This is a genomic window from Dactylosporangium cerinum, assembly GCF_042653625.1.
GTDB lineage: Bacteria > Actinomycetota > Actinomycetes > Mycobacteriales > Micromonosporaceae > Dactylosporangium > Dactylosporangium cerinum.
On record NZ_JBHSIU010000030.1, the window covers coordinates 35,290 to 58,381 of the forward strand.

General features: G+C 73.1%; 16 protein-coding genes and 1 pseudogene. 5 read left to right on the forward strand and 12 right to left on the reverse strand.

Annotated elements, in window-relative coordinates; translation table 11 throughout:
* Nucleotides 1–43: 43 nt before the first annotated feature.
* The 3 genes from sigJ to ACFPIJ_RS25280 are packed head-to-tail and all read left to right on the forward strand — an operon-like array spanning nucleotide 44 to nucleotide 2,502.
* Nucleotides 44–931, forward strand: a complete 888-nt coding sequence (gene sigJ / locus ACFPIJ_RS25270) for an RNA polymerase sigma factor SigJ (RefSeq protein ID WP_380117847.1) — start codon at nucleotides 44–46, stop codon at nucleotides 929–931.
* A 51-nt stretch (nucleotides 932–982) separates the two neighbouring features.
* Nucleotides 983–1,732 (forward strand): DUF6928 family protein, encoded by a 750-nt coding sequence (locus ACFPIJ_RS25275; RefSeq protein ID WP_380117849.1) that lies wholly within the window; start codon nucleotides 983–985, stop codon nucleotides 1,730–1,732.
* A gap of 32 nt (nucleotides 1,733–1,764) precedes the next feature.
* Nucleotides 1,765–2,502 carry a phosphotransferase family protein gene (locus ACFPIJ_RS25280; protein ID WP_380117851.1) on the forward strand — a complete coding sequence of 246 codons (738 nt, stop codon included), beginning with the start codon at nucleotides 1,765–1,767 and terminating at the stop codon, nucleotides 2,500–2,502.
* A 41-nt stretch (nucleotides 2,503–2,543) separates the two neighbouring features.
* Here ACFPIJ_RS25280 and ACFPIJ_RS25285 read toward each other — a convergent pair whose 3' ends face one another.
* From ACFPIJ_RS25285 to ACFPIJ_RS25330, 10 genes are all read right to left on the reverse strand, one after another.
* Complete coding sequence (locus ACFPIJ_RS25285; RefSeq protein WP_380117853.1) at nucleotides 2,544–3,788, reverse strand: MFS transporter; 1,245 nt, start codon at nucleotides 3,786–3,788, stop codon at nucleotides 2,544–2,546.
* A 12-nt stretch (nucleotides 3,789–3,800) separates the two neighbouring features.
* A complete protein-coding gene (locus tag ACFPIJ_RS25290) occupies nucleotides 3,801–6,554 on the reverse strand; it encodes a helix-turn-helix transcriptional regulator (protein WP_380117855.1) in 2,754 nt (917 codons plus the stop codon).
* Between the two features lie 309 nt (nucleotides 6,555–6,863).
* Entirely contained in the window at nucleotides 6,864–7,142 is a 279-nt protein-coding gene (locus ACFPIJ_RS25295; RefSeq protein WP_380117857.1) for a DUF4242 domain-containing protein, read from the reverse strand.
* Nucleotides 7,143–7,236: 94 nt separating this feature from the next.
* Nucleotides 7,237–8,568 (reverse strand): hypothetical protein, encoded by a 1,332-nt coding sequence (locus ACFPIJ_RS25300; protein ID WP_380117859.1) that lies wholly within the window; start codon nucleotides 8,566–8,568, stop codon nucleotides 7,237–7,239.
* Entirely contained in the window at nucleotides 8,565–9,182 is a 618-nt protein-coding gene (locus ACFPIJ_RS25305; protein ID WP_380117861.1) for a neocarzinostatin apoprotein domain-containing protein, read from the reverse strand. Before ACFPIJ_RS25305 ends, ACFPIJ_RS25300 begins: the two co-directional genes overlap by 4 nt.
* 44 nt (nucleotides 9,183–9,226) lie before the next feature.
* Complete coding sequence (locus ACFPIJ_RS25310) at nucleotides 9,227–12,460, reverse strand: ABC transporter permease subunit (protein ID WP_380117863.1); 3,234 nt, start codon at nucleotides 12,458–12,460, stop codon at nucleotides 9,227–9,229.
* A gap of 85 nt (nucleotides 12,461–12,545) precedes the next feature.
* Complete coding sequence (locus ACFPIJ_RS25315; protein WP_380117865.1) at nucleotides 12,546–13,274, reverse strand: ABC transporter ATP-binding protein; 729 nt, start codon at nucleotides 13,272–13,274, stop codon at nucleotides 12,546–12,548.
* Nucleotides 13,261–14,619 (reverse strand): type 1 periplasmic-binding domain-containing protein, encoded by a 1,359-nt coding sequence (locus ACFPIJ_RS25320; RefSeq protein ID WP_380117867.1) that lies wholly within the window; start codon nucleotides 14,617–14,619, stop codon nucleotides 13,261–13,263. Before ACFPIJ_RS25320 ends, ACFPIJ_RS25315 begins: the two co-directional genes overlap by 14 nt.
* Complete coding sequence (locus tag ACFPIJ_RS25325) at nucleotides 14,606–15,829, reverse strand: hypothetical protein (RefSeq protein ID WP_380117869.1); 1,224 nt, start codon at nucleotides 15,827–15,829, stop codon at nucleotides 14,606–14,608. Before ACFPIJ_RS25325 ends, ACFPIJ_RS25320 begins: the two co-directional genes overlap by 14 nt.
* A complete protein-coding gene (locus ACFPIJ_RS25330; RefSeq protein ID WP_380117871.1) occupies nucleotides 15,826–16,800 on the reverse strand; it encodes a WxL protein peptidoglycan domain-containing protein in 975 nt (324 codons plus the stop codon). The genes ACFPIJ_RS25325 and ACFPIJ_RS25330 overlap by 4 nt, the downstream gene beginning before the upstream one ends.
* Here ACFPIJ_RS25330 and ACFPIJ_RS25335 point away from each other — a divergent pair.
* Entirely contained in the window at nucleotides 16,769–17,032 is a 264-nt protein-coding gene (locus tag ACFPIJ_RS25335) for a hypothetical protein (RefSeq protein ID WP_380117873.1), read from the forward strand. The genes ACFPIJ_RS25330 and ACFPIJ_RS25335 overlap by 32 nt on opposite strands.
* Here the strand turns inward: ACFPIJ_RS25335 and ACFPIJ_RS25340 are convergent.
* Nucleotides 17,029–18,678 carry a hypothetical protein gene (locus tag ACFPIJ_RS25340; protein WP_380117875.1) on the reverse strand — a complete coding sequence of 550 codons (1,650 nt, stop codon included), beginning with the start codon at nucleotides 18,676–18,678 and terminating at the stop codon, nucleotides 17,029–17,031. The two genes, ACFPIJ_RS25335 and ACFPIJ_RS25340, sit on opposite strands and share 4 nt — an antisense overlap.
* 912 nt (nucleotides 18,679–19,590) lie before the next feature.
* Between ACFPIJ_RS25340 and ACFPIJ_RS25345 the strand changes: the two are divergent.
* Nucleotides 19,591–19,755: pseudogene (locus tag ACFPIJ_RS25345) on the forward strand (IS256 family transposase); the annotation flags it as partial.
* 2,108 nt (nucleotides 19,756–21,863) lie between these two features.
* Here the strand turns inward: ACFPIJ_RS25345 and ACFPIJ_RS25350 are convergent.
* Complete coding sequence (locus ACFPIJ_RS25350; RefSeq protein ID WP_380117876.1) at nucleotides 21,864–23,045, reverse strand: alpha/beta fold hydrolase; 1,182 nt, start codon at nucleotides 23,043–23,045, stop codon at nucleotides 21,864–21,866.
* Nucleotides 23,046–23,092: the final 47 nt, after the last annotated feature.

Below are 23,092 nucleotides of genomic sequence, written 5' to 3' on the forward strand. Positions count from 1 at the left end.
GTCTTGTCGGACCGGTGAGACCAACCGAGGGAGCCGCACGGTCATGACCACCCCAGCGATCATCAGCGAACGCCACCAGTTGATCAACCTGGCCTACCGGCTGCTGGGCTCCCTCGCGGAGGCCGAGGACGCCGTGCAGGAGACCTACGTCCGCTGGTACGCCATGTCCCGCGAACAGCAGGAGGCCATCGAGTCGCCCGGCGCCTGGCTGACGACGGTCGCCAGCCGCATCTGCCTCAATCTGCTGAACTCGGCCCGGGCCCGCCGCGAGCGCTACGTGGGCGAGTGGCTCCCCGAGCCGCTGCCCGACCACACGGAGTGGACCGGCCGGACCCCGGCCGACCCGGCCGACCGGGTCACCCTCGACGAGTCGGTCAACATGGCGTTCCTCGTGATGCTCGAGTCGATGACCCCGGCCGAGCGCGTCGCGTTCATCCTCCACGACGTCTTCCGCTACCCCTTCGCCGAGATCGCCGACATCGTCGGCCGCACCCCGGCGGCCTGCCGCCAGCTGGCGTCCTCGGCCCGCCGCCGCATCCGCGCGGCCCAGGCTCCCGCCGCCCCGGCAGCCCGGCAGGCCACCGTCGTCCGTGCCTTCAAGGCGGCCTGGGAAGCCAGGGACGTCGACGCGCTCATCGGCCTGCTCGACCCCGACGCCACCGCGACCGCCGACGGCGGCGGCCGGGCCAGGACCTTCCTCGACCCGATCGAAGGCGCCACGGCGATCGCCCGCGCCTGGATCGAGATCGCGCACCAGGCCCCGGCGGGCGTGACGTTCCTGGAACGCACCGTCAACGGCCGTCCCGGTCTGGTCGCCCAGCAGGACGGGCACACGCTGACGGTGTATGCGTTCGCCGTCGCCGACGACCGGATCAGCCGCATCTGGGCGGTCCGCAACCCGGAGAAACTCCGCCCCTGGACGGCCGACTGAACCGGCCCGCACCAGGTACCGTGGTGATCAACTCACGGGAGGCCAGGTTCGATGGGTGCGAAGACCGCGCTGCTGGCGTTCGCCGAGGGGGACCTGCGGACCGTCCTGCGGGGAGCGGTCCGGTCCGACCCGGCGGAGGTCATCGACCTCGTGCGCCGGTTGCACCCCACCTACGAGGTGACGCCGATCGGCGACGGCTCGCTCGGTGAGGACACCTACCCGCCGGACGACACGACCTACGCCACCGTCCTGGGCGGCGCCCAGCTGTTCTGCGACCAGCGGCTCGTCGCATACGACACGGCGCAACTGCTGCGGGCCGCGGCGGGCCGGCGGCTCATCATGCACCAGATGCACTCGGCGGTCGATGCGCTGTCCTTCGCCGTGTGGGAGAACGGTGACCTGGTCCGTTCGGTGGGCGTCTCCCCGGACGGCGGCGTCGTGGAGAACATCGGCGAGCCGTTCGAGTTCGAGCTGCCGTACTGGGCGGGCGAGCATCCGGTCGGGCCGATGTTTCCCGGCGACGATCCGTATCCGCTGCCCTTCCACCCGCTGGAGCTGGGTGACGCAGCCCTGCGCGGGTTGTTCGGTTTCATCCTCGAGGGCCGCCGCCGCCCGGACGACGTCGATCCGTTCGGCGTCCACCTGCACGGCTTCCGGGTGGCCGACCCGACCGGACGGGAAGCGGCGGAACGCGAGGCCAGGATGCGGCAGGTCCTGCAGCGTATGCGACCGCCGCAGCGGTTCCGGTTCATGCCGGACGGGCAGCTGCGCGAGATCGGCGACGATCCGGAAACCCGGTGACGCCGGAGGTCACCCCCGCGACAATGGCCGGCATGGATGAGGTCAAGGTCGTCGTCGCCCATCACGAGCGGGCGACCCTGCGCGTCGGTGACGTGTTCCTGAAGGTCGACGCCGATCAGGCGCGGATCGACGTCGAGGTCGAGGCGATGGCCCTGGCGCCGATCCCGACGCCGGTGATCCTGTGGCGCGAGCCGCCGGTGCTGGCGCTCGCCGGCCTGCCGGGCACGGCCCTCGGGCGCCTCGGCGAGCCGTCGGCCGCATCACCGGCGGCGTGGGCCGCGGCGGGGGCGGCGGTGCGGAAGCTGCACGACGCGCCGCTGCCGCCATGGCCGGGGCGCAGCGTCGAGGACATCGCCTCGGATCTCGACCGCGAATGCGGGTGGCTCGTCGCGAACGACGTCCTGCCCGCCGACCTGGTCACGCGCAACCGCCACGTGGCCGGGGCGGCGCTGCGGCAGTGGACGCCGGTGTTCACGCACGGCGACCTGCAGATCACGCACGTGTTCGTCGACGGTGACGAGGTCACCGGCGTGCTGGACTGGTCGGAGGCGAGCCGGGGCGACGCCATGTTCGACCTGGCCACGCTGACGCTCGGCCACGAGGACCGCCTCGGCGAGGTCCTCGCCGGCTACGGCACGGACGTCGACCTCGACGCGATCCGGGGATGGTGGTCGCTGCGCAGCCTGCTGGCGGTCCGCTGGCTGGTCGAGCACGGCTTCGACCCGTCCGCGCCGGGCTGCGAGTTCGACGTGCTGCGGGCCCGGATGTGACACCGGCCGGCGCTGGTCGTACACCTCCGGAAAAAACGGGATCACGGAGCCTCTGAGGACTGGTCGGCGTGGGCGATGCGGGTCAGCTCGCGCCACAGCAGCACGACGAAGACGGCCGAGCCGGCGAACGCGAACCAGAACGGGGCCGTCACGTCGACACGGGTCGCCAGTGCCCCGCCGATCGCCGAACCGATCACGAGGCCGCCGAAGACGCTGATCGTGTTGACGCTGCCGACGCGACCCTGCAGGTGGGTGGGGACCGCGCGCTGGCGGACGGTGATCGACGTGGTGCCCCAGATGAACGCGTGGGCGCCGAAGACGAAGAAGATGGCCGAGGCGACCCACGCCGACGTGGTGACGGCGAGGGCCAGGTGGGTGAGGGTCTCGACGATCAGACCGGCCCGCATGATGTTGCCGAGGCTCACGCGGCGGGTCAGCCAGCCGTACATGCCGGTGCCGAGCAGGCCGCCGACCGCGCCCACGGTGGTGAGCAGGCCGAACCCGACGGCGCCGAGGCCGAGGCGTTGCTGGGTGTAGAGGACCAGGACCGACCAGGCGGCGCCGAACGTGACGTTGAAGATGAGGATCGTCAGCGACAGCGTCCGCACCGCGGGGTGCCGGATGGTCCAGCGGAGCCCTTCGACGACGGCGTGCCGCACCCCGGCCGGTGGGGAGGCCGCCGCCGCGGTCGGGTCCTTGGGCAGGACGACCCGGGACACCAGCAGCACGCCGGCGCCGACGAGGACCGCCTCGGCGGCGAACGGCCAGGCAATGCCGGCCGCGAACAGGGCCGCGCCGATCGGCGGGCCGACGAGCTGGTTGAGGGTCAGGAAGCCGGCCTGGAGGCGGGCGTTGCCGATCGCGAGGTCGGCCCGGTCCACGAGCATCGGGGTGAGCGTCGCGGCGGCGTTGTCGGCGAACACCTCGGCCGTCGTCAGCAGGCCGAGCGCGGCGAGGGCGAGCGTGACGGTGAGCCGGTCGGTGACCATGCAGGCGATCAGCACGGCGAGGACGACGGCCCGGAACCCGTCGGCGGCCATGACGATCCGCCGGCGGTCGAGGCGGTCGGACAGGACCCCCGCGTAGAGGCCGAAGACCAGCGGCGGCGCCCACCGCAGCATGGCGGCGAGGGACACCAGGAACGCGTTGGTGGTGAGCGACGCGACGAGCAGCGGACCGGCCGCGACGGCGATGCCGTCGCCGAGGTTGCTCGTCCACGACGACGCCAGCAGCCACCGGAACCCGGTGCCGAGCCGGTCCGGCACGAGTTTGCTCAAGGTGCTCACGAGCACAGGACCCTACGCCAGGTTGAGTTCCGCTGCGTGGGCCACGACGGCGCGGCGGTTGGCGAGGCCGAGCTTCGTCAGCACCGCGGAGACATGGTGGTCGGCGGTCTTGACGGAGATGAACAGCTTGCCGGCGATCTCGGCGTTGGTGTGTCCCCGGGCGACGAGTTTGGCCACGTCGAGCTGGCGGTTGGTGAGCCCGGCGGGGTTGCCGCGGGTGCCCGTCCGGGGGCGTTGCGGCAGCTGGGCGACGCCGCGGCGGCGCAGGTCCAGCCGGAGCCGGTCGGCCACGGCGGTGGCGCCGAGCAGGTCGAGGCGTTCGATGGCCTGCACCTGGTCGTCGACGTCGGGGGAGTCGGCGAGCGCCATGGCCTCGTCGAACGGCGCGCCGGCGCGGCGCCACCACGCGGCCGCGTCGCGGTGCCGGCCGGCCAGCGTGAGCCGGTGCGGCTCGGCGACCTGATCCGCGGCAACCTGGTCCGCAGCAACGCCCGCGGCGATCTGGCCCGCAGCAACGCCCGCGGCGATCTGGCCCGCAGCAACGCCCGCGGCGGTCTCGCCCGCAGCAACGCCCGCAGCGACGTGGTCCTCGGCAACGCCCGCGGCGGTCTGGCCCGCAGCAACGCCCGCGGCGGTCTGGCCCGCAGCAACGCCTGCGGCGACGTGGTCCACGGCAACGGCTGCGGCGACGTGGTTTGCGGCGAGGCCGAGCCGGCGCAGCCACACGGCGAGGTCCCCGGCGACCCAGGCCGTGGCGGGCGTGACGGTCAGCGCCGCGGTCACCCGCGGATCCGGCACGCCGGTCAGCCACATGCGCTCGGCGAGCGCGGACAGCACCGGCAGGCGGCGCAGCGGCTCGTCGAGGCGTTCGGCGACGGCCCAGGCGGCGTCGAGGTGGTCGTTGACGACCCCGGTGCGGCGCAGCGGCAGCAGTGCGCTGATCAGGTGCGGCCACAGCGTCGCGAGGGGCATGCCGTCGCGGGCCAGGACGTCCGCGGCGTCCTCGGCGGCGGCGCCCCACCGGCCGTCGAGGAACCGCAGCCGGGCCCGGACGGCGGTCTGCCAGTGGTTGCAGATCGGGATGTCACGGGCGACGGTGAACGCGAGGGACTCCTCCAGGACGTGTTCGGCCTCGCGGAGGCGGCGCTGCTCGACGTCGAGGTAGCTGAGGTTCGAGTAGCCGCTGGAGGCGAGCTCATCGAGGCCGTGGGCCTTGGCATCCTCGATCAGGGTGACCAGGTGCCGGCGGGCGCCGGGCACGGCGAGCCCGAGACCGGTCTCGGCCTGCACGACCGCGCTGCGCAGGCCCAGGGCCTCGTCGCCGGTGGCCTCGGCGATCCGGGTGGCGTCGGCGCAGAGCCGCCCGGCGATGTCCTGGTCGCTCTTGAGGTAGGCGAGGTACCCCAAGGTGACCAGCGCGCCACCGTGCTGGGCGCCGCCACGCTCCGGCGCGACGGCCGCGGCCCGGTCGGCGTGGCGTTCGGCCTCGTCGCGGCGGCCGCGGTAGTACTCGAACAGCGCGCACGACTCGTGTGCCGCAGCGAGCCCGGCCCGGTCGCCGGCCGCGTGCCAGAGCGGGAAGGTGGCGGTGACGCTGGCGATCGCCTGGTCGAGGCGGCTCGTCATGTACTGCTCGTACGCGAGCCGGGTCAGCACCTTGGCGCGCTCGCCGGGCGGGGCGCCGTGCACGCCGGCCACCGCGATCTCCAGGAACGCCACCGCGTCGGTGTGGTCACCGGCCCGGGCCGCCTCGACCGCGGCGTCCTGCGCGTAGCGGGCCGCGCGGGACGCGTCACCGGCGGCGACCGCGTGGTGGGTGAGCACCGCCGGGTCGCGCGGTTCGAGGCGTTCCAGGGCCTCGAGGAGCCGGGCGTGCAGGCGGGCCGCGCCGCCGGCCGGGATCGTGCTCTCCAGCGCGAGCCGGGCCAGCTCGTGCCGGAACACCAGGCCGGAGTCGCGCAGCAGCAGCCCGGTGTCGTGCAGCCGCCGCAGCGTCGGCAGGTCCACGCCGAGGGTGGGCAGCACCCGGTCGGCGAGCCGGTCCGGGGCGGTCGCGACCAGCTGCAGAACCTCCAGATCACCGGCGGCGATCCCGGCGGTGCGGGCCAGGACGGCGTCGCGGACGGTCGCGGGCAGCGGCCGCCCGGGTTCCTTCGCGACCTCGGCGACGAAGAACGGGTTGCCGCCGGTCAGCGGGTGCACCTGGGTGGCGTCCAGGCCGCTGCCGCGCAGCAGCAGCGCCACGCCGGCGACGGTGAGCGGGCGCAGGCGCAGCGTGCTGAGGCCGCCGAACTTGGCGAAGTCGCCGAGCAGCGGGCGCAGCTGGTGCTGGGCACCGATCTCCTCGTCGCGGTACGTGACGATCAGCGCGCACGGCAGCACCTCGAGCCGGCGCACCAGGAAGCGCAGCACCTCGACCGACGCGCCGTCGATCCAGTGCGCGTCCTCGACGACCAGCACGGTGGGTTCGGCGCGCAGTGCCGTGTAGGCGGCCTCGCACGCGGCCGGCGCGTCGTGCAGGTCCGCCGGCCGCAGACCGGGGATCAGGTCCCGGAACGGGCCGAGCGGCCGCGGTGTGACCAACGGGTCGCAGCCGCCGCGCAGGACCCGCAGGCCTGCCGCTCTGGCGCAGGCCACCTCGACGAGCGCGGACTTGCCCGCACCCGGCTCGCCGGTGATCGCGACCCCGGCGCCGGTGCCCCCGGCCGCCGCGGCCACCGCACGCGACAGCGCGACGAGCTCGCCGTCGCGTTCGAACAGGTCCATGTCGTGATTGTATGAGCGGACAGCGCAGCGTCCCGGGCCGCTCATCAGCAGCGCAGAATCGGCTCACGCCGACACCCGAGCGCAGCGCAGGCGGCGGCATGAGCGGCCAGCGCAGCGTCTCGGGCCGCTCATCAGCAGCGCAGGATCGGCTCACGCCGACACCGGAGCGCAGCGCAGGCGGCGGCATGAGCGGCCAGCGCAGCGTCCCGGACCGCTCATCAGCAGCGCAGGATCGGCTCACGCCGACGCCCGAGCGCCGCGGCACGAGCGGCGCCGCCGGGCCTGGAAGACCCGGCGACCGCCGACCCGTCAGGCCGATCCGGCCGTCTGGGGGCCGAACTCGTTGGCGACCACCGACACCAGGTCGGCCGGGAAGCCGCCGCGGCGGGCGTGCTCCCGGATGGTCTCCGCGTCCTCGGTCTCGTGCACGCAGTAGATCTTGTCACCGGCGACGTAGCTGGTCACCCAGTTGTACGGCACACCCAGCGACGCGACGGCCGCGTTGGACGTCTTGGCGATCTCGGCCAGCTGCTCCGGCGTAAGGTTCGCGGCGCCCTCGATCTGACGCTCGACGAGGAAACGTTGCACTGTGGTGCTCCCTTGAACGTTGCCGCGGCGCGGTGCCGGCGGCGATGAGGCAAGCCTCGCCGCCGCCGGCCGCGCCGACATCGGGAGCGGTTCCCTATTCGCGCACGGGGAGTCCGGTGGGTGGTGCGGCCCGGCGGCGGGCCCTGGCCGGCAGCACGACGAGGGCGCCGGCCCCGGTCAGCAGCAGTGCCGTGCCCCACAGCAGCAGCACCGGCAGGATCCCGCCGTCGCCGGTCTTCGGCAGCGCCTGCCCGGCGGCCTCCGCGGCGGTCGCGGCCGTGGACTTGACGGTGAACTTGGCGACGATCGTCGTGTCCACCGGCCCGGTCACCGGGTCGCTGCCGTTGTTGCACTCGGTGTCCACCTGCGGGTGGTCGAACAGGATGTCCGCCACCGTCAGCGTGACCAGCCCGGGCGTGCCGGCGGTGAACTGGCCGGTGAGCGTGGCACCGGGCACCGTCGCCTGGGCCGCGATCGCGCCGTAGGCCGGGCCGGCCAGCTTCACCGTGCCGGTCTGGGCGCCGCTGAGCTTCACGGTCGCGGTCGGTTTGAGGTCGCCCGCAGTGATCGGCGCCGGGCCGTTCTTCCCCCCGTTGTCGAAGGTGTACGTGATGGTCACGTTCGCGCCGTACCCCGGATTGGTGGGCGACATGCTCAGCGTGTGCGTGGCCGTCCAGTCGCGGATCGTGCTGAGCGTCTTGCACTTCATCGTCACCGATTTGGGCCCGAACGTCTCCGCGGGGGTGGTCGCCTCGGTGCTCGACGCGGACGAACTCGCGGACGGGCTTGCGGACGGGCTCGCCGACGGGCTTGCGGAGGGGCTCGGGGACGCGGAGGGTGAGGGCGAGCCCGACGGAGCCGGTGCCACCACGGACGACAGCGTGATCGGGGTGTCCACCGGCGCGGCCTTGTGGTCCCGGTCGCCGGTCGCCGAGCAGTACGTCGTCGCGGTGACGTTGGCGAACGCCACCTGCCGGACCGTCAGCGTCACGGTGCCGGCCGTCGTCGCGGTGTACGTGCCCGTCGCGCTGATCGGGCCGAGCGGCACCGCGGCCGCCTTCGCCGAGGCCGGGTACGCGGTCTGATTGAGCGTGACGCTGCCGGTCTGCGCGCCGCCGACCGCGACCGTGACCCGCACCGGCACGTCACCGGCGTTCAGCGGCACCGGGCCGTTGGTGACGCCCGCCGCGGCGGCGAGGGTGACCGTGACCGTCTGCCCGGCCGCCGGGCTGGCCGGGGACTGGGTGAGGGTGAATGTGTCGTTCCAGCTGGTCGGTGAGGTGCCGGTGCCGGCGTCGCTGAAGTACAGCCGGCAGCCGAGGGTCGCGGCGACGGGGTCGGCCGCGAGCGCGGGCACGGCGAGGCCCACGAGTGCCACGGCCGCCACGACGGCGGCTCCGGTCGCGATGCGGCGCACGGTGCTCACATCCCTTCCGCGGCACGGGCCCGCCGCCGCCGGGCCGGCAGCACGACGAGCAGCCCGACACCGAGGGTCAGCAGCGCCGAACCGGCGAGCAGCACCACGAACGGCTCGTCGCCCGGCCCGGTCTTCGGCAGCGCGGTGGGTTCCGTCGTGGCGGCCGCCGCCTGGGTCGTCGTCGCGGCTGCGGCGGCGCCGAAGGTGAGCTTCACCGACGCCTTGTTCGCGGCGATCTCGCCGGCGTTGCCGCCGGACGGCAGGATCTGCGCCGCGATCACGCAGGTGCGCTTCGTGCAGTCGAAGGTGCCGAACTTCTGCGCCAGTTTCAGCGTCACCGTCGGCAGCTTGCCCGCGGCGTCGGCGTTGACGAACTGGCTGCCGCCGGCGAGGTTGCAGTCGGTGGGGCCCTTCACCTCCTCGATGCACTGCCCGACCGCGATCTGCTTGAGATTGGGGGTGAACCCGCTGCCGCCGACGGTCACCGAGGCACCATCGGTCAGGCCGGTGGTCTTGCTGACCGTGAGCGTGGGCGCGGCCCACGCGGGCGCCGCGCCGAGCGGCACGATCCCCGCGAGTGCCGCCGTGACCAGCACCGCCAGGGTCGGGATCCGTCGTTGCATCGGAATTCTCCTCATGTCGTTGCGCCTGAACGGTTGACGGCGGCTCATGTCGTTGCGCCGGAACGGTTGACGGCGGCGAGGTCGGTGCCGAGGTAGGACCGCACCACCGCCGGGTGGGCGCGGACGTCGTCCGGGGTGCCGTCGGCGATGATGCGGCCGCTTTCCATAGCGACCATCCGGGTGGCGAGGCGGGACAGCAGCGGCAGGTCGTGCTCGATGACCAGCAACGTGGTGCCGAGCTCGCGGTGCACGCGCAGCAGCAGGTCGCCCAGCGCTGCGCCGTCGGCCTGGGAAACGCCCGAGGACGGCTCGTCCAGCAGCAGCAGCGCCGGTTCGAGGGCGAGCAGGCAGGTGATCTCAACCATCCGCCGGGTACCGGTGGACAGCGCACCGACCAGCGAACCGGCCACTGTGGACAGTCCCATCAGGTCGATCAGCTCGTGGGCCCGTCCGGCCTTGCGCCGCTCGGCCAGGGGCGCACCGAGTGCGGAGGCGAGCAGCCCGCTCGGCGCGGTCCGCTCCCCCGCGGTCATCACGGTCTCCAGGACGGTCATCGTGGCGAAGAGCCGCGCGTCCTGAAACGACCTCACCAGGCCGAGCTTCGCGCGGCGCTCGGGGGTGGCGCGGGTGACGTCCCGCCCGGCGAACGTGACGGTGCCGGCGTCCGGGGGCACGAATCCCGCGATGATCTCGAACAGGGTGGTCTTTCCGGCGCCGTTCGGGCCGATGATGCCGAGCACCTCGCCGGCCTCGACGTCGAGGCGGACCCCGGCGACGGCCGTGACCCCGCCGAACGACCGGGCGATGTCGCGCACCACCAGCAGCGGTTCCCCGGGCGCGGGCGCCCTGACGGGCCCGGTGCGGGCCGGCAGCGTCGGCGCCGCGTGCCGTCCGGTGACACCTTCCCCCACGCGCTGCGACGGGATGCCGTCCACCGCCGTGCGGCGTGCCGGGCCCCCGGCCGTCGTGCGCGGCCGTGCTGCTTTCGCCGCCGCACCTCCAGCCAGTCCGTCGCCCGCCGCGCCTCCAGGCGGGCCGTCCGCCACCGCGGCTCCAGGCGGGCCATCCGCCACCGCCTTGCCGAACACGCCGTCCACCACCGCGTCGCCGAGCCGGCCGTCCACCGCCACGGCTCCAGCCAGTCCGTCGCCCGCCGCGGCTCCAGGCGGGCCGTCCACCATCGCCTTGCCGAACACGCCTTCCGCCACCGCGTCGCCGAGCCGGCCGGCCACCGCCGCGCTTCCAGCCAGTCCGTCGCCCCCCGCGTCTCCAAGGCCGCCGCCCGCGGCGGCTCCAGGCGGGCCGTCCACCACCGCCTTGCCGAACACGCCGTCCACCGTCGCGGCTCCCGGCGGACCGTCCGCCGCCGGGTCGCCGGGCGGCGGCGCCGCGGTGGCGGCCGGTGGTCTGGTCCAGCGGGCCACGAGGAGGTCGCGGGCGCGCACCACCAGGCCGCCGAGCCCGCCGGGCAGCAGCACGACGACGAGCAGCCAGGCGAGGGTGAGCGCGGCCTGGCCGGCGATGCCGAGGTCGACGAAGGCGGGGATGCCGACGATGACGAGCGCGCCGAGCAGCGGCCCGCCGAGCAGCCCGATGCCGCCGACGACGGTGACCGCGACGACGTCCACGCTCGCCCCGGCCGGGAAGCTGTTGACGGTGAGCTGCGTCTGCCCGTGGCCGATGACGGCACCGCCCAGTCCGGCGAGGGCGCCGGCGACCGCGTACGCCTGCAGCTTGCGCAGCGGCGCGGACACCGTCAGCGCCCTGGCCGCCTCCTCGTTGTCGCGCAGGGCGGTGAGCAGCCGGCCGAACGCGCCGCGGCGCAGGTTCGCGGTCAGCCACAGCCCGAGTCCGAGCATGAGCAGGGCGAACAGGTAGTAGTCCTTGGCTACCTCGAGGGTGTAGCCGGCCCACCGCGGTTTCGGGGTGGCCACCCCCGAGCCGAGCAGCCAGTCCCGGCGCAGCAGGAACGTGCTGGTCGCCAGGGCGAACGCGAGGGTGGTGACGGCCAGCGCGAGCCCCCGCAACCGCAGCGCCGGCACGCCGACGGCGGCGGCGGCGAGCGCGGCCGCGGCGCAGCCGGCGACCACCCCGACGAAGAAGTTGCCGGTATGCGCGGCGACCCGCACCGACACTGCGCCGCCGATGCCGGCGAACGCGAACTGGCCCAGGGACAGCTCCCCGGCCACGCCGGTGACGACGAGCACCGACAGCGCGACGAGGGTGAAGCCGGCGACCGTGGTCAGCGCCGACGCCGTCTGGTTGTCCACCAGATACGCGAGCGCCGCGGCGAGCAGGAACCCGACGCCGGCGGTGAGCCGGCCGAGGTGGCGCACGGGCCACGGCCCGGACAGTGCGCCGGCGCCGGAACGCGCCCAGCCGCCGTCGTCGGTGTCGCGCCGGCCGAGGCGGGGCTGGCGCAGCAGGGCGATGAGGATCGTCGCGCCGAGCACGACCTGTACCACACCGGCACCGGACGACCCGGACAGCAGGATCTGTTCGAGCACGCCGATGCCCAGCGACGCGGCGAACGCGACCGGGATCGACGACAGCCGGGCGATGACCGCGCCGGCCAGGCCCTTGAGCAGCAGGTCCGGTCCGAGGGTCTCGATCGACTGGGCACCCTGGGTGGGGGTGACGAGAATGGCGGAGAAGGCGGCGATGCCGCCGGCGATCGCCCAGGCGACGGTCGCCATCCGCGGTGCGGCGACCCCGTCGAGCAGCGCGGCTGACGGCTGGTCGGCGGCGGCGCGGATGGCCAGGCCGTGCCGCGACTGCTTCAGGAACAGCGCGAGCGCCACGAGCAGCAGCGGGGTCAGGATCAGCATCGCGGTGAACGCGGGCCCGACCGGGGTGCGCCCGACCGTGAACGAGGGCAGTCCCGGCGGGCGGGGGAACGTGGCGCCGCTGACCCCCTGCCGGTTCACCAGCAGCGACACGACGAGGATGAACTGGGACAGCCCGAGCGTGGCGATCATGCCGATGACCCGGGAACGGTGCCGCAGCCGTCTGACCACGCCCGCCTCGACGGCCGCCGCGACACCTGCGGCGACCGCCATCGCGGCCGGGAACGCCACCCAGTACGGCAGGCCCTCCCCGGCCACGAGCCGGCCGAGGACGGCGGCGCCGAACACCCCGATGGAGCCGTGCGCGAAGTTGACGAACCGGCTGGAGCGGTACACGAGCACCAGGCCGACGGCCAGCAGCGCATACGTGAGGCCGGTGAACAGGCCGAGCAGGATCCGGTCCGGCCCGAAGTCGTAACCCAATACGCTCATGCCGTCACCTCCGCTGCGCTCCGGCGCCGGCCTGAGCTCCAACCTGCAACTCTGATTCGCGGCTCCTCGCTCCGCTGCGGGCCGCTCATGCGTGCCCGCCCAGCATCAGTTGCTGCACCAGTTCCGGCTGCTGGGCGAGGTGGGCGGAGGTGTGCTCGGCGACGATCGTGCCCTTCTCCATGAAGTACACGCGGTCCACCAGGGACAGCGCGACGTTGACCGACTGCTCCACCACGAGCAGGGAGGTGCCGAGCCGGTTCAGCCGGCGGACCATCTCCAGGAGCCCACCGACGACGACGGGGGCGAGGCCGAGGGAGAACTCGTCGATGAGCAGCACCCGGGGCCGCTGGATGAGGGTCTTGGCGAGGACCAGCATCTGCCGTTCACCGCCGGACAGGGTCGAGGCGGGCTGGTCGCGCCGCTCGTACAGGCGCGGGAAGACCGCGAACGCACCGTCGATCGCGCGGCGCAGGCGGCCGTCGCGGCGGCTGACCGTGTACCCGTACATGCGCAGGTTCTCCGTCACGGTCAGCGACCCGAAGGCCTGCTGACCGACCACTGTGGACATGCCGAGCCGGACCCGGCGGGCGGCCGGCACCGCGGTGATGTCCCGCCCGTCCAGCAGCACCCGGCCGGTCGCGGGGCGGTGCAGGCCGGCGAGCACCCGCACGAGGGTGGTCTTGCCGACGCCGTTGGGGCCGCACAGCCCGACCATCTCGCCGTCCGCGACGCGTACGCCGACGCCGTAGAGGACCTGGATCGGCCCGTAGGCCGCGTCGACGCCGGTGCAGGCCAGCGCGTCAGCGGGCGGCAAAGGGCACCTCCTCGCCCTGGTAGGCGAAGCAGCCGCAGCCGCCGTCGTACGCGATGGCGCGGTAACCGTTCGCGGCCGAGAACCGGCCCGGGCCGAGCAGTCCCGCGAACCCCGTCGCGGGGCGGAACTGCGTGCCGAGGGCGCGGGCGGCCTGCGACCACGCCGACGCGTTGAGGTCGGCGCCGAGGTTGCGGGCGCCGGCCTGCAGCAGCAGCGCCGCGTCGCAGTACGGGAACGCGACGCGGGCGTTCTCCCGGGTCGCGAACTTCTGGCCGTCGGCCGCGAAGATGTCCACGCAGGCGCGTTCGGCGTCGGTGCCGGGGAACGGATACGCGCTGTCCGGGACGTCCTGGCTGGGGTTGAACCCGATCCCGACGGCGCCCTGCAGACCTTCCCGCGGGATCGTCGCCGGGTTGTTCACCAGGAAGGTCAGGTTGTCGAAACTGGACAGTGCGTAGCGGGCGGTGAAGCTCTGCGCGGCGGCGACGGTGAGGAAGAACGACGCCATCCGCGCGCCGCCGAGGAAGAACACCCGCTCGACGCCCTTGGCCCGGAAGTCGACCGCGGCCTGGTTCAGCCCGGCGTTGAGGGTGCCCAGGTCGGTCGTGTCGATCCAGGCGACCGTGGGTGTCACGTTGAGGCGTTTGAGCTCGGGTACGGCCAGCCGCTCGTACGCGGTCCGGTTCGTGGGCGTGTCGGCGGCCACGACGCCGGCCTTGGTCGTGCCGGCGAAGTACTGCTGCTGCTCGAGGCTGCCGAGGAACGCGCGGACGAACTCGTCGTAGTCCGGGTAGCTGGCCGACCACAGGTACGGCGCCAGTTTCGTGAACGTGCTCTGGTCGTTGGCGACGAGGGTCGCGTCGAGCACCAGCGTGCGCCGGGACGCGTAGCAGGGGCGGGCGTTGCTCTGGAACTGCCCGGTCAGCACCACCGCGAACGCCTTGTCGTCCTGGGTGATCTGGTTGCACAGCCGTTCCTCGGCGGCTGGCGAGTCGTCGGCGGCCTCGTAGTTGCGGTAGACCGCGACCATCTTGCGCCCGGCGATGCCGCCGTTGGCGTTGACCCACGTCTCGAGGGCCTTGACCTGGCGCGCCGGGTCGCCGGCGTCGGCGGTCTTGAACCCGGTGACGCTGGCGGTGGCCTTGAGGTCGACGCCGACGAACACCACCTTGACGCTGTCGGCGGTGACGCCGGGGCCGGCACCGGTGCGCGGCGCGCCGTCGTCGTCCGCGCCGTCGCCGTCCAGGGCGCCGGGCATCACGGACGAGCAGCCGGCGAAGGCCACCACGGCCGCGACCGCCGCGATGCCCGCCCGCAGCGCGAGGGACCAGTCATGCACCCGCACCGGGGCTCCTCTTCTGCCGGCCGAACCGGCCTTTCCGTGGTGGACGCTGCAGTGCGGCCCGCCAGTCGTCGGCGTCCGCGTGGCCGGCGAGGTACGCGTCCAGTTCGCCGAGGTCCACGACGGCGGACCGGGTGGTTTCCTGGACATCAGCTTTGGTGCGTTCCCCGGTCAGGACGGCGTCGAGGGCGGCGAGGTCGACGATCGCCGTGCCGCCGTCGCCGTCCGGTTCGCCGATCAGCCGGCGCAGGGTCGCGGCGCTGATCTGGGCCCTCGCCCGCCGGCGGAGCCGTTTCGCGCCCGGGGCATCGTCGAAGACGAGCACGGCGCCGAGCGCGGGCACCCGTACCAGCGGCGGCAGGAGCAACGGGTCGTCGCTGTGCGGGACCGGGTCACCGGCGCGGCGCCAGGCCCGCAACCGGCGGTGGACCCCGAGGACGATGAGGGCGATTCCGATCGCGTTGAGCGCGAACAGCCCCCACGGGTACGCGTCGTAGGCCACGGACGCCTCGCCGAGCCCGGCGATGTCGGCGCGGACCTGGTAGCGGCCGAACGCCGCGAACGGGATCGTCACCGGCACCCGGTACTCACGGGTCTCGCCGGGCCGGATCTCGCCGGAGCGCGGCGCGGCCGTCGGGTCGCCGCCGCCCTTGCCGACGCGCACGTTGAGCGGCAGCTCGCGGAGGCTCTGCGCGCCCGGGTTGCGGACCTCGTAGACCAGGGTGCGTTCGGCCCTGGCGCCGAACCATTCGCTCCACGACGGGCGGCCGTCGAGGCGGATCCGCACCACGTCGAGCCGCGCCACGGTGCTCGCCGCGGTCGGGGCCGGGCCGGTGGCGTGACCGGGAATCTCGAGCGGGACGTCGACGTGGCCGATGGCGCCGGTGCCGACGAGCGCGACGTGCACGACGCACGGGCACGGGCGCGGCGGGTCACCGACCCGGATGTCGACGCTGAACGTGCCGTCGGCCCTGGCCGGGGTGGCGAGGGCCGCGCGCATGTCGCAGGCGCCCGAGCCGGTCATGGCGAGCTCCCCGCAGGTGACGAGCTGCAGCAGCTGCCCGGCCGGCCATCCGGCGCCGGTGACCTTCAGCGTCGCGCCCGGCTTTGCCGACGGGGCGCCGAGGCTCGCGGTCAGGCCGTCGGCTCGGGCCGGTGCGGCCGGCCCGATGGCGACCAGCAGTCCACACAGGACGGTGAGAATCCGCCTCATCGCACCGTCACCGGTTCGGGCAGTCGCCTGCGGGGCTTGGCGGTGTGGGCTTTGGCGTGGCGCCGCCGGTACCAGATGAACAATGCGATCGCGGCGACGATGACGGCGAGGGTCGGCCACGAGACCACCACCGTCGTGTCCTTGCCCCTGGCCCGCACGCCGCCGTCGGCGGTGACGGTCACCGAGGTCGTGACCACGTCGAACGGCCACACGCCGCTGATGGTGCCGCCGAGGCGGGTCCGCGCGCCGGGCAGGAGGTCGATCTGCGGGGTGCTGCCGTGCTGCCGGATCTTGTGACCGAACAGGCCCGTGACCTTGACCTGGAGGGTCGGCGGCAGGTGCAGGTTGCCGGTGTTGACGACGTCGTACGAGTATGAACCGTCCACTGTGGTCGGCAGCCAGGGCGTGTCGTTGTTTGTCTGTACGCCGTCGATCCGCAGGCCGGGCACGGTCGGTCCGCTGACCCGCAGGTAGACGCGGGCGGCCACGGCGCGGCGGACGGTGACGTCGACGCCGTTCTGCTTCGTGGTCGCGCCCGGCTGCTCCTCCATGGCGACGACCCCGCCGACGTGGTCGCCGGGGGTCGCGTTGGTGGGCACGGTGATGACGAAGGGGACGTCGGCCTGGGATTTCGCGGGTACGGTCACCGTCGTGGCACCGACCCGCGTCCACGCGCCGATGTCGGTGTTGGTGGCGTCCTGGGTCCGCAGGCCGAACCCGCCGTCGTTGGGGGTGTTGTAGGCGTCGGCGCCGTAGAGGCGGAAGGTGCGCGGCTGGTCGGCGAGGTTGGTCACGCGGACCGAGTCCTGCACCGAGGTGCCGGGCGGTGATTCCAGGAAGAAGTACAGGCGGGGCGCGGGTCCCGGCTCGGCGGGCGGGGTCGGGTTGACCGACCACTCGCCGTTGTCGGCGGCGTGCGCCGGGCCTCCGGTGAGCGCGGTGCAGATCGCGATCGTGATCGCGATGACCAATTTCCGCAACGTCGTTCCTCCTGCTTGGAAGTGGGGGCCGGCAGGCCCCCACTTCGTTTGCCCTTCGCCTTCGCTGGCTGCGTTGCCGTTGCCGGCTGCGTTGCCCTCGCTGGCTGCGTTGCCTTTGCTGGCTGCGTTGCCTTCGCTGGCTGCGTTGCCTTCGCTGGCTGCGTTGCCGTTGCTGGCTGCGTTGCCTTCGCTGGCTGCGTTGCCGTTGCTGGCTGTTTGCTAGCTCAGCGTGATCGTGAGCGTCGCGGTGTAGCTGCCGGCCAGTTGGTTGGCCGGGATCTGCAGGTCGAGCGCGGCGCCGGCGTCGAAACCGCCACCCGTGCCGGCCGCGTTCGCCGGGGCCGAGCACAGGGTCGAACCGTCGACCGCACCCGCGGAACCCGCCGTCGCCGTCACCGCGTTGGTCGATCCTGCGGCGGCGACACACGTCGGGGTCCAGGTGAGGTTCGCCTTCGCGATGCTGCCGCCCGGCGTACCGGTGAAGTCGGTGACCGCACCGACCAGGCTCCAGCCGAAGGTGCTGCCCCGGTAGTCCGTCACGGTGATCGGCGCGAGCGCGCCGGTGCCGTGCTGGACGGTCCCGTTGAGCGTGACGCCGCTCAGCGTGACGTTGCCCGAGCCGGTCGTGCGGGACATCGCGAGGTTGCCCGCCGTGACCGTCTGGGACAGGTTGTAGGAGAGGTTGCAGGAACCCGTGGTGGCCAGCCCGGTCTTCGCCACGCAGGAGTCGGCCGAGGCCGTCCAGGTGGCGACCGCGAACAGGGTGCTCGGCCCGGCGCCCGACGTCGCGCCGATGTAGGCGGTGGTCGGGTCGTTGACGGTGAACGAGCCGCTGATCGCGCCGGTCGCGCTCGCCGTCGCCGTGACCGCCGCGTCCGCGGTGGGCGGCGGCGGAGGTGCGCCGGCCTTGTAGCCCCGGATGGAAACGGTGCTTCCCGGGTTCCAGTTGGTGCCACTGACCGCCACCGCGGTGCCCGCGCCGCCACCACCGGGGGTGATGGAGATGGCCGGTGCGCCGAGAATGGTGATCGGCGTGGTGACGGTGTTGGTGCCGTCGGACACGGACAGCGTCCGCGCCCCCGTCGTGGCGCCGGCCGGGACGACGAGCGTCCCGGTGCCCGCACCCGTGGCGTCGGTCGTGCCGGCCCCGCTGCCTTCAGCGGTGCCACCGCCGCCCGCGTTCTTCAGCGACGCGCTCAGCGTGGCACTTGCGTTCAGGCCGGTCACAGCGAAGTTGATCGTGTTCCCCGCCCGCGCCGCGCTGGTGACGGTCTGCCCGGTGACCGAGGTGATGCTGGTGCCGCCGCCGAACACGCTGTAGTTCTCGACGATCGTGCTCGCCGCCGGGGCGGCCTTGTGGTCCCGGTCGCCCGGGCCAGAGCAGTACGTCTTCGCGGTCGCGTTGTTGAACACGGCCTGCGTGACGGTGAGGGACGCCGCCCCAGCCGTGCCGGCCACGTAGGTGCCGGTCGCGGTGATGGAGCCGAGCGGCGCACCCGCGGCCGCCGCGGCGGTCGGATAGGTGGCCATGTTGAGCGTGACGGTGCCCGACTGGGACCCGCCGAGCGCCAACTTGATGATGACCGGCACGTCACCCGCGTTGAGCGGAACCGGGCCGTTGTTGGGTCCGGCCACTGCGGTGAAGGTGACGGTGACGGTCTGCCCGGGCGACGGCGTGGCCGGCGTCTGGGTGAGCCCGAACGTGTCGTTCCACGTCGTCGGCGAGGTGCCGGTGCCGGCGTCGCTGAAGTACAGCCGACAACCGAGCGAGTTCGCCGCGGGCCCGTACGCCTCGGCACTGGTGCTGCCGAGCGCGATGGCGGCGGTGAGGCCCAGGGCCCCGGCCGCCAACCTGGAGGGGGTCTTCATCGAATTGCCGCTTCCTCTCTGGTGTTTGCTCCGGCGGTCTGCCCCACCGCATCCAGTCGCCGTTTCGCAGAGTGGAACGATGTTTCTTCGGTGGTAACGTCTATGAAGGCAGTCGCATCTCCGGTTGTCAACCGTCCAGACAGGTGCTGTTGCCCCACGAGCCGCAGTGCCCACATACCGGGACCGCTCCACCGACCCGGCCCGAGATCCAGCCGGCGATTGAGGTCTGCGCCAGACCCGACGTTCGGTGCGGATGCCTTCGCTCCGTTTCCTTGGGCGGGCTTCCTTCGCCTTCCGCACCGGACAGTCCCTGACCCCGCTTCGTGACGTTTCGCGTCCACCACAGCGAACGGCCGGCGCCCCGTCCCTGAGATGCCGCCACCACGGACGTCGGCACTGTGGCCACCAGTTCCAGGCCCGTGCGCCCGCTGCCGAGGTCGATTTGCCGCCGGCCTGTCCGCTTCGGTCAGCCCCCGGCGCGCCGATGCTCACGCCAACAGACGCCGCGGCTGGAGCCGCGCTGGACAGGGCCCCGAGCCGGCATGTCAAGGCCGACGCCGACGTCGACGGCGGCCCGAGCTTGGGCCGGCCCGAGCTAGCGAACAATCTTGCGGCCGTGCCCGTGCGCCCGCTGCCGAGGTCCATGTGCCGTCGGCCGGTCCGCTTCGGGCAACCCCCGGCGTGCCGATGCTCACGCCACACACGCCGCGGCCGGAGCCGCGCTGGACAGGGCCCCGAGCCGGCATGTCAAGGCCGACGCTGACGTCGCCGCGGCCCGGACTTGGGCTGGGCCCGAGCAAGCGAACAATCTTGCGGCCGTGATCGAAGGTTGACGCTGGTCATGGGCGACCAGACCCGCCCTTCGATCATGAGCGTTCACCCGTCCGATGGCGGGTCGGGGTTCCCGTCCGCGCGATCACCCGCCTGATCGGCGCCGTCCTCGCCGAACAAGCCGACGAATGGAGCGAAGGCCGCCGCTACGTGTGCCTTGAAATCCTCACCGAGGCCCAGCGCACCGTCATCACCACCGAGAGGACGAAACCACAGACGCCCTCGACCCAACTCGCCGCCGCCTGACATCAACCACAACGGATCAGCGCCGACCACCTCCCACACCACCAGCGCGGACCCGACCCGGCGCGGAGCAGCACGACACGACCCGGCGCAGCCCAGCCCAGCACGCCAGCGCGACACGGGGCCAGCGCGACACGGGCCAGCGCGACACGGGGCCAGCGCGACACGGGGCCAGCGCGACACGGGGCCAGCGCGACACGGGGCCAGCGCGACACGGGGCCAGCGCGACACGGGGCCAGCGCGACACGGGGCCAGCGCGACGCGGGCAGCGCGGCCGACGCGGGCAGCGCGGCCGACGCGGGCAGCGCGGCCGACGCGGGCAGCGCGGCCGACGCGGGCAGCGCGGCCGACGCGGGCAGCGCGGCACAACAAACGTGCGGAAGGCGCGCGCCATCACCGCCTGGCAGCAAGCAGTTGCGCCACCTCGGGCAGGGTCACCTCAGGCGTGCAAGCAATTAGGGCGGAGAGCGTGCGGCGAGGAACTGCAGGAACGTAGCCGATGGACAGATGACCCCGTGACAGGCCGGAATCGAAGCGCGATCAATGCAACTGCACCGAGGTGGAATGCCGCGACGACCGTCGGCCGAGGCCCACGCAAGGTGCTCGTTGCGGAGTGCCGGCGGCCCAGGTCGACGGCTGGCGCGCAAGCCTTGCCTGGAACGGTGCCGCCGAGTTGCCCGAATGCTGCTGAAGCCGGACACGGAGGCGTCGGCTGCCTCTGACTCAGCCGTGCCTGCTCCCGGCACCGCGCCAGCAGGCGTGAGAGCCAGACCAACGGGCGCTGCAACCTGACCGTCAGCCACAGCAGCCGGCCCAGCAGGTTTGGCAACCGAGCCACCGACGTCGACACCCGGCTGAGCAGGAGCTGCAACTCCCCGCTCAGGTGAAGGCGCAGGCATCGGAACCGCGCCTACGGGACCGGCCTCGGCACCAACAATCCTGGCCACCAGACTCACAGCGTCCGAACCCAGTTGAGCAGCAGTTGGAGCCAACTGCCCAGGCGAAGGAACACGAGCAGCACGACCAACCGCAGACGCCCGGCGCGTGGCCGCGGCGCTCGAGCCGACGGCCCTGGCATCAGACGACGCTGGAGCCGGCCGCGTGGGCGGAGACACAGGCGTTGAAGCCGCCGGCACCGACGAAGCCACACGAGTTGGAGCCGACCGCGCGGGCGAAGCGGAACGAGCTGGAGCCGACCGCGCCAGCGAAGCCACACGAGCTGGAGTCGGCCGCGTGGGCAAAGCCACACGAGCTGGAGTCGGCGGCGTGGGCAAAGCCACAGAAGCAGGGCGACCAGCCACAGACGCTCGGGACGCGGTCACGACACCCAAGCCGACAACTCCAGCACCAGCCGGCGCAGGAGCCGACCGCATGGACGAAGACGAAGGCGCAGCACGACCAACCACAGACGCCCTGTCAACCACAGATGTGCGGGACTCGGTCGCGGCGTTCGAGACGACGATCCTGGCATCAGACGACGTTGGAGCTGGCCGCGTGGGCGGAGGCACAGGAGCAGACGAAGGCGTGGCAGCCGGCCGCGCAGGCAGCGGAGCCCGACGCGCAGGCAGAGCAGGCCGGCGAGTAGGCGCAGGCGGACGCACAGGCATATCGGCAGGTACGGACGCAGGCACAGACACGGACGCAGGCACAGACACGGACGCAGGCACAGACGCGGACGCAGGCACAGACGCGGACGCAGGCACAGACGCAGGCACAGACGCAGGCACAGACGCTGGAGCGGTTGGCGCTGGGCCGGTATCAGCGGTCGGTGTGGCTGTGGGACGGTTCGACGCTGACAGCGCCTCGGCCGAGCGCAGCCGGGCCAGCTTCGTCGCGTGGCGGGCCGCCAGCCCGTGGGCACGAGCCTCTGCGAACTCCGCCCGCACCCGGGCCCGCTCCTCGCGCCGGCGCTGGCGCTCGGCCCGCGACGCTGCGAAACGTGCGTCCCAGTCGATCGACTCGAACGGCACAAGAGGACTGGAATCTGGTGCTTCCAAAGAGAAACATGGTCTTGGCACGTGCCGCCTCCCCCCGGTAGGCGCTGCCCTCCATTCTCGACGGTGCCCACCACCGCGTCCAGCGCCATGACGCTCAGCGATCAGTGCCGTACCTCAAGTGGCGGTGGTCTGGATCAGGGTTGCGCAGGATGTAGGGTCGTCGGAGAACGGGAGATGGCCGCAGCCGGGGAGGCGGACGTGGCGGGCGGTGGGCAGCGCGGCGGCGGCGCGGCGGGCCTGGAAGGCGGGCAGGATCGCGTCGCGGCTTCCCCAGGCCACGGTCACTGGGATGTCCGGCAGCGCGCCCGGGTCGCGGAACCGGTGCCCGGCGAACGCCGCCCGGGCGGCTGGGAAGCCCGGCGCTGCCACGAGGGCGTCGACGTCGGCGAGGCACGTCGCGGGGTCGAGGCGGGCGGGGTGACCGAAGAACAGGCCGAACAGCACCAGGCGGCCGGCCGCCGTGGCGGCAAGGGGCGGCAGCGCTGGGCGGGCCAGCCTGCCGAGCAGGCGTGCGCCGGTCACCGACGCCTGGCACCACCGCCGGGAGATCGGGCCCCAGAAGCCAATCGGCGCGAACGCGGTCACCGATCGGGCCACCCCGCGGCGGCCTAGTTCGAGGGCGACGCCGCCACCCAGCGAGCTGCCGGCGACGTGGAACGACGGGGACCCTGGCAGCGTCGAGGATGCGGGAAACACCGACGCGGCGAAGCGCTCCACCGCGTCAGCGAGAGCGGACACGTCCAACGACTGCGACTCCGGAAACGCCGACGATGCGGGAAACACCGACGCGGCAGAACCCTTAACCGCATCGGCGGGAGCGGGCACATCCAACGACTGCGACCCCGGAAACGCCGACGATGCGGGAAACACGGGCACGGCGGAACCCTCCACCGCATCGGCGGGAGTGGACACGTCCAACGACTGAGATTCCGGAAGCGCCGACGACGCGGGAAACACCGACGCGGCAGAACCCTTAACCGCATCGGCGGGAGCGGACACGTCCAACGACTGCGACCCCGAAAACGCCGACGATGCGGGAAACACCGACGCGGCGGAACCCTCCACCGCATCGGCGAGAGCGGGCACGTCCGAGGACGAGGACAAAGAAGATGAGGACGGGAAGGAGGAACCCGCGAGCGGGGAGGCGCCGAAGCCCGGCAGGTCGAGGGCGACGACGTCGAAGTGCAAGGACAGCATGGGCAGGAGCGGCTGCCACAGTTGCCAGCGGCTGCCGATGCCGTGGATGAGCAGGAGCGGGGCGCCCGTGCCTGAACGGTGGTGCGACAGGGCGGTCATCGGACCACCGTACTTGTTGACACGCGGCCAACAACAGGGCACGGTGG

Coding starts and splice junctions, on each gene's coding strand:
- ACFPIJ_RS25325 (WP_380117869.1), bottom strand. CDS start 15,829: ATGAGGCGGATTCTCACCGTCCTGTGTGGACTGCTGGTCGCCATCGGG.
- ACFPIJ_RS25275 (WP_380117849.1), top strand. CDS start 983: ATGGGTGCGAAGACCGCGCTGCTGGCGTTCGCCGAGGGGGACCTGCGG.
- ACFPIJ_RS25305 (WP_380117861.1), bottom strand. CDS start 9,182: ATGCAACGACGGATCCCGACCCTGGCGGTGCTGGTCACGGCGGCACTC.
- sigJ (WP_380117847.1), top strand. CDS start 44: ATGACCACCCCAGCGATCATCAGCGAACGCCACCAGTTGATCAACCTG.
- ACFPIJ_RS25280 (WP_380117851.1), top strand. CDS start 1,765: ATGGATGAGGTCAAGGTCGTCGTCGCCCATCACGAGCGGGCGACCCTG.
- ACFPIJ_RS25290 (WP_380117855.1), bottom strand. CDS start 6,554: ATGGACCTGTTCGAACGCGACGGCGAGCTCGTCGCGCTGTCGCGTGCG.
- ACFPIJ_RS25340 (WP_380117875.1), bottom strand. CDS start 18,678: ATGAAGACCCCCTCCAGGTTGGCGGCCGGGGCCCTGGGCCTCACCGCC.
- ACFPIJ_RS25310 (WP_380117863.1), bottom strand. CDS start 12,460: ATGAGCGTATTGGGTTACGACTTCGGGCCGGACCGGATCCTGCTCGGC.
- ACFPIJ_RS25350 (WP_380117876.1), bottom strand. CDS start 23,045: ATGACCGCCCTGTCGCACCACCGTTCAGGCACGGGCGCCCCGCTCCTG.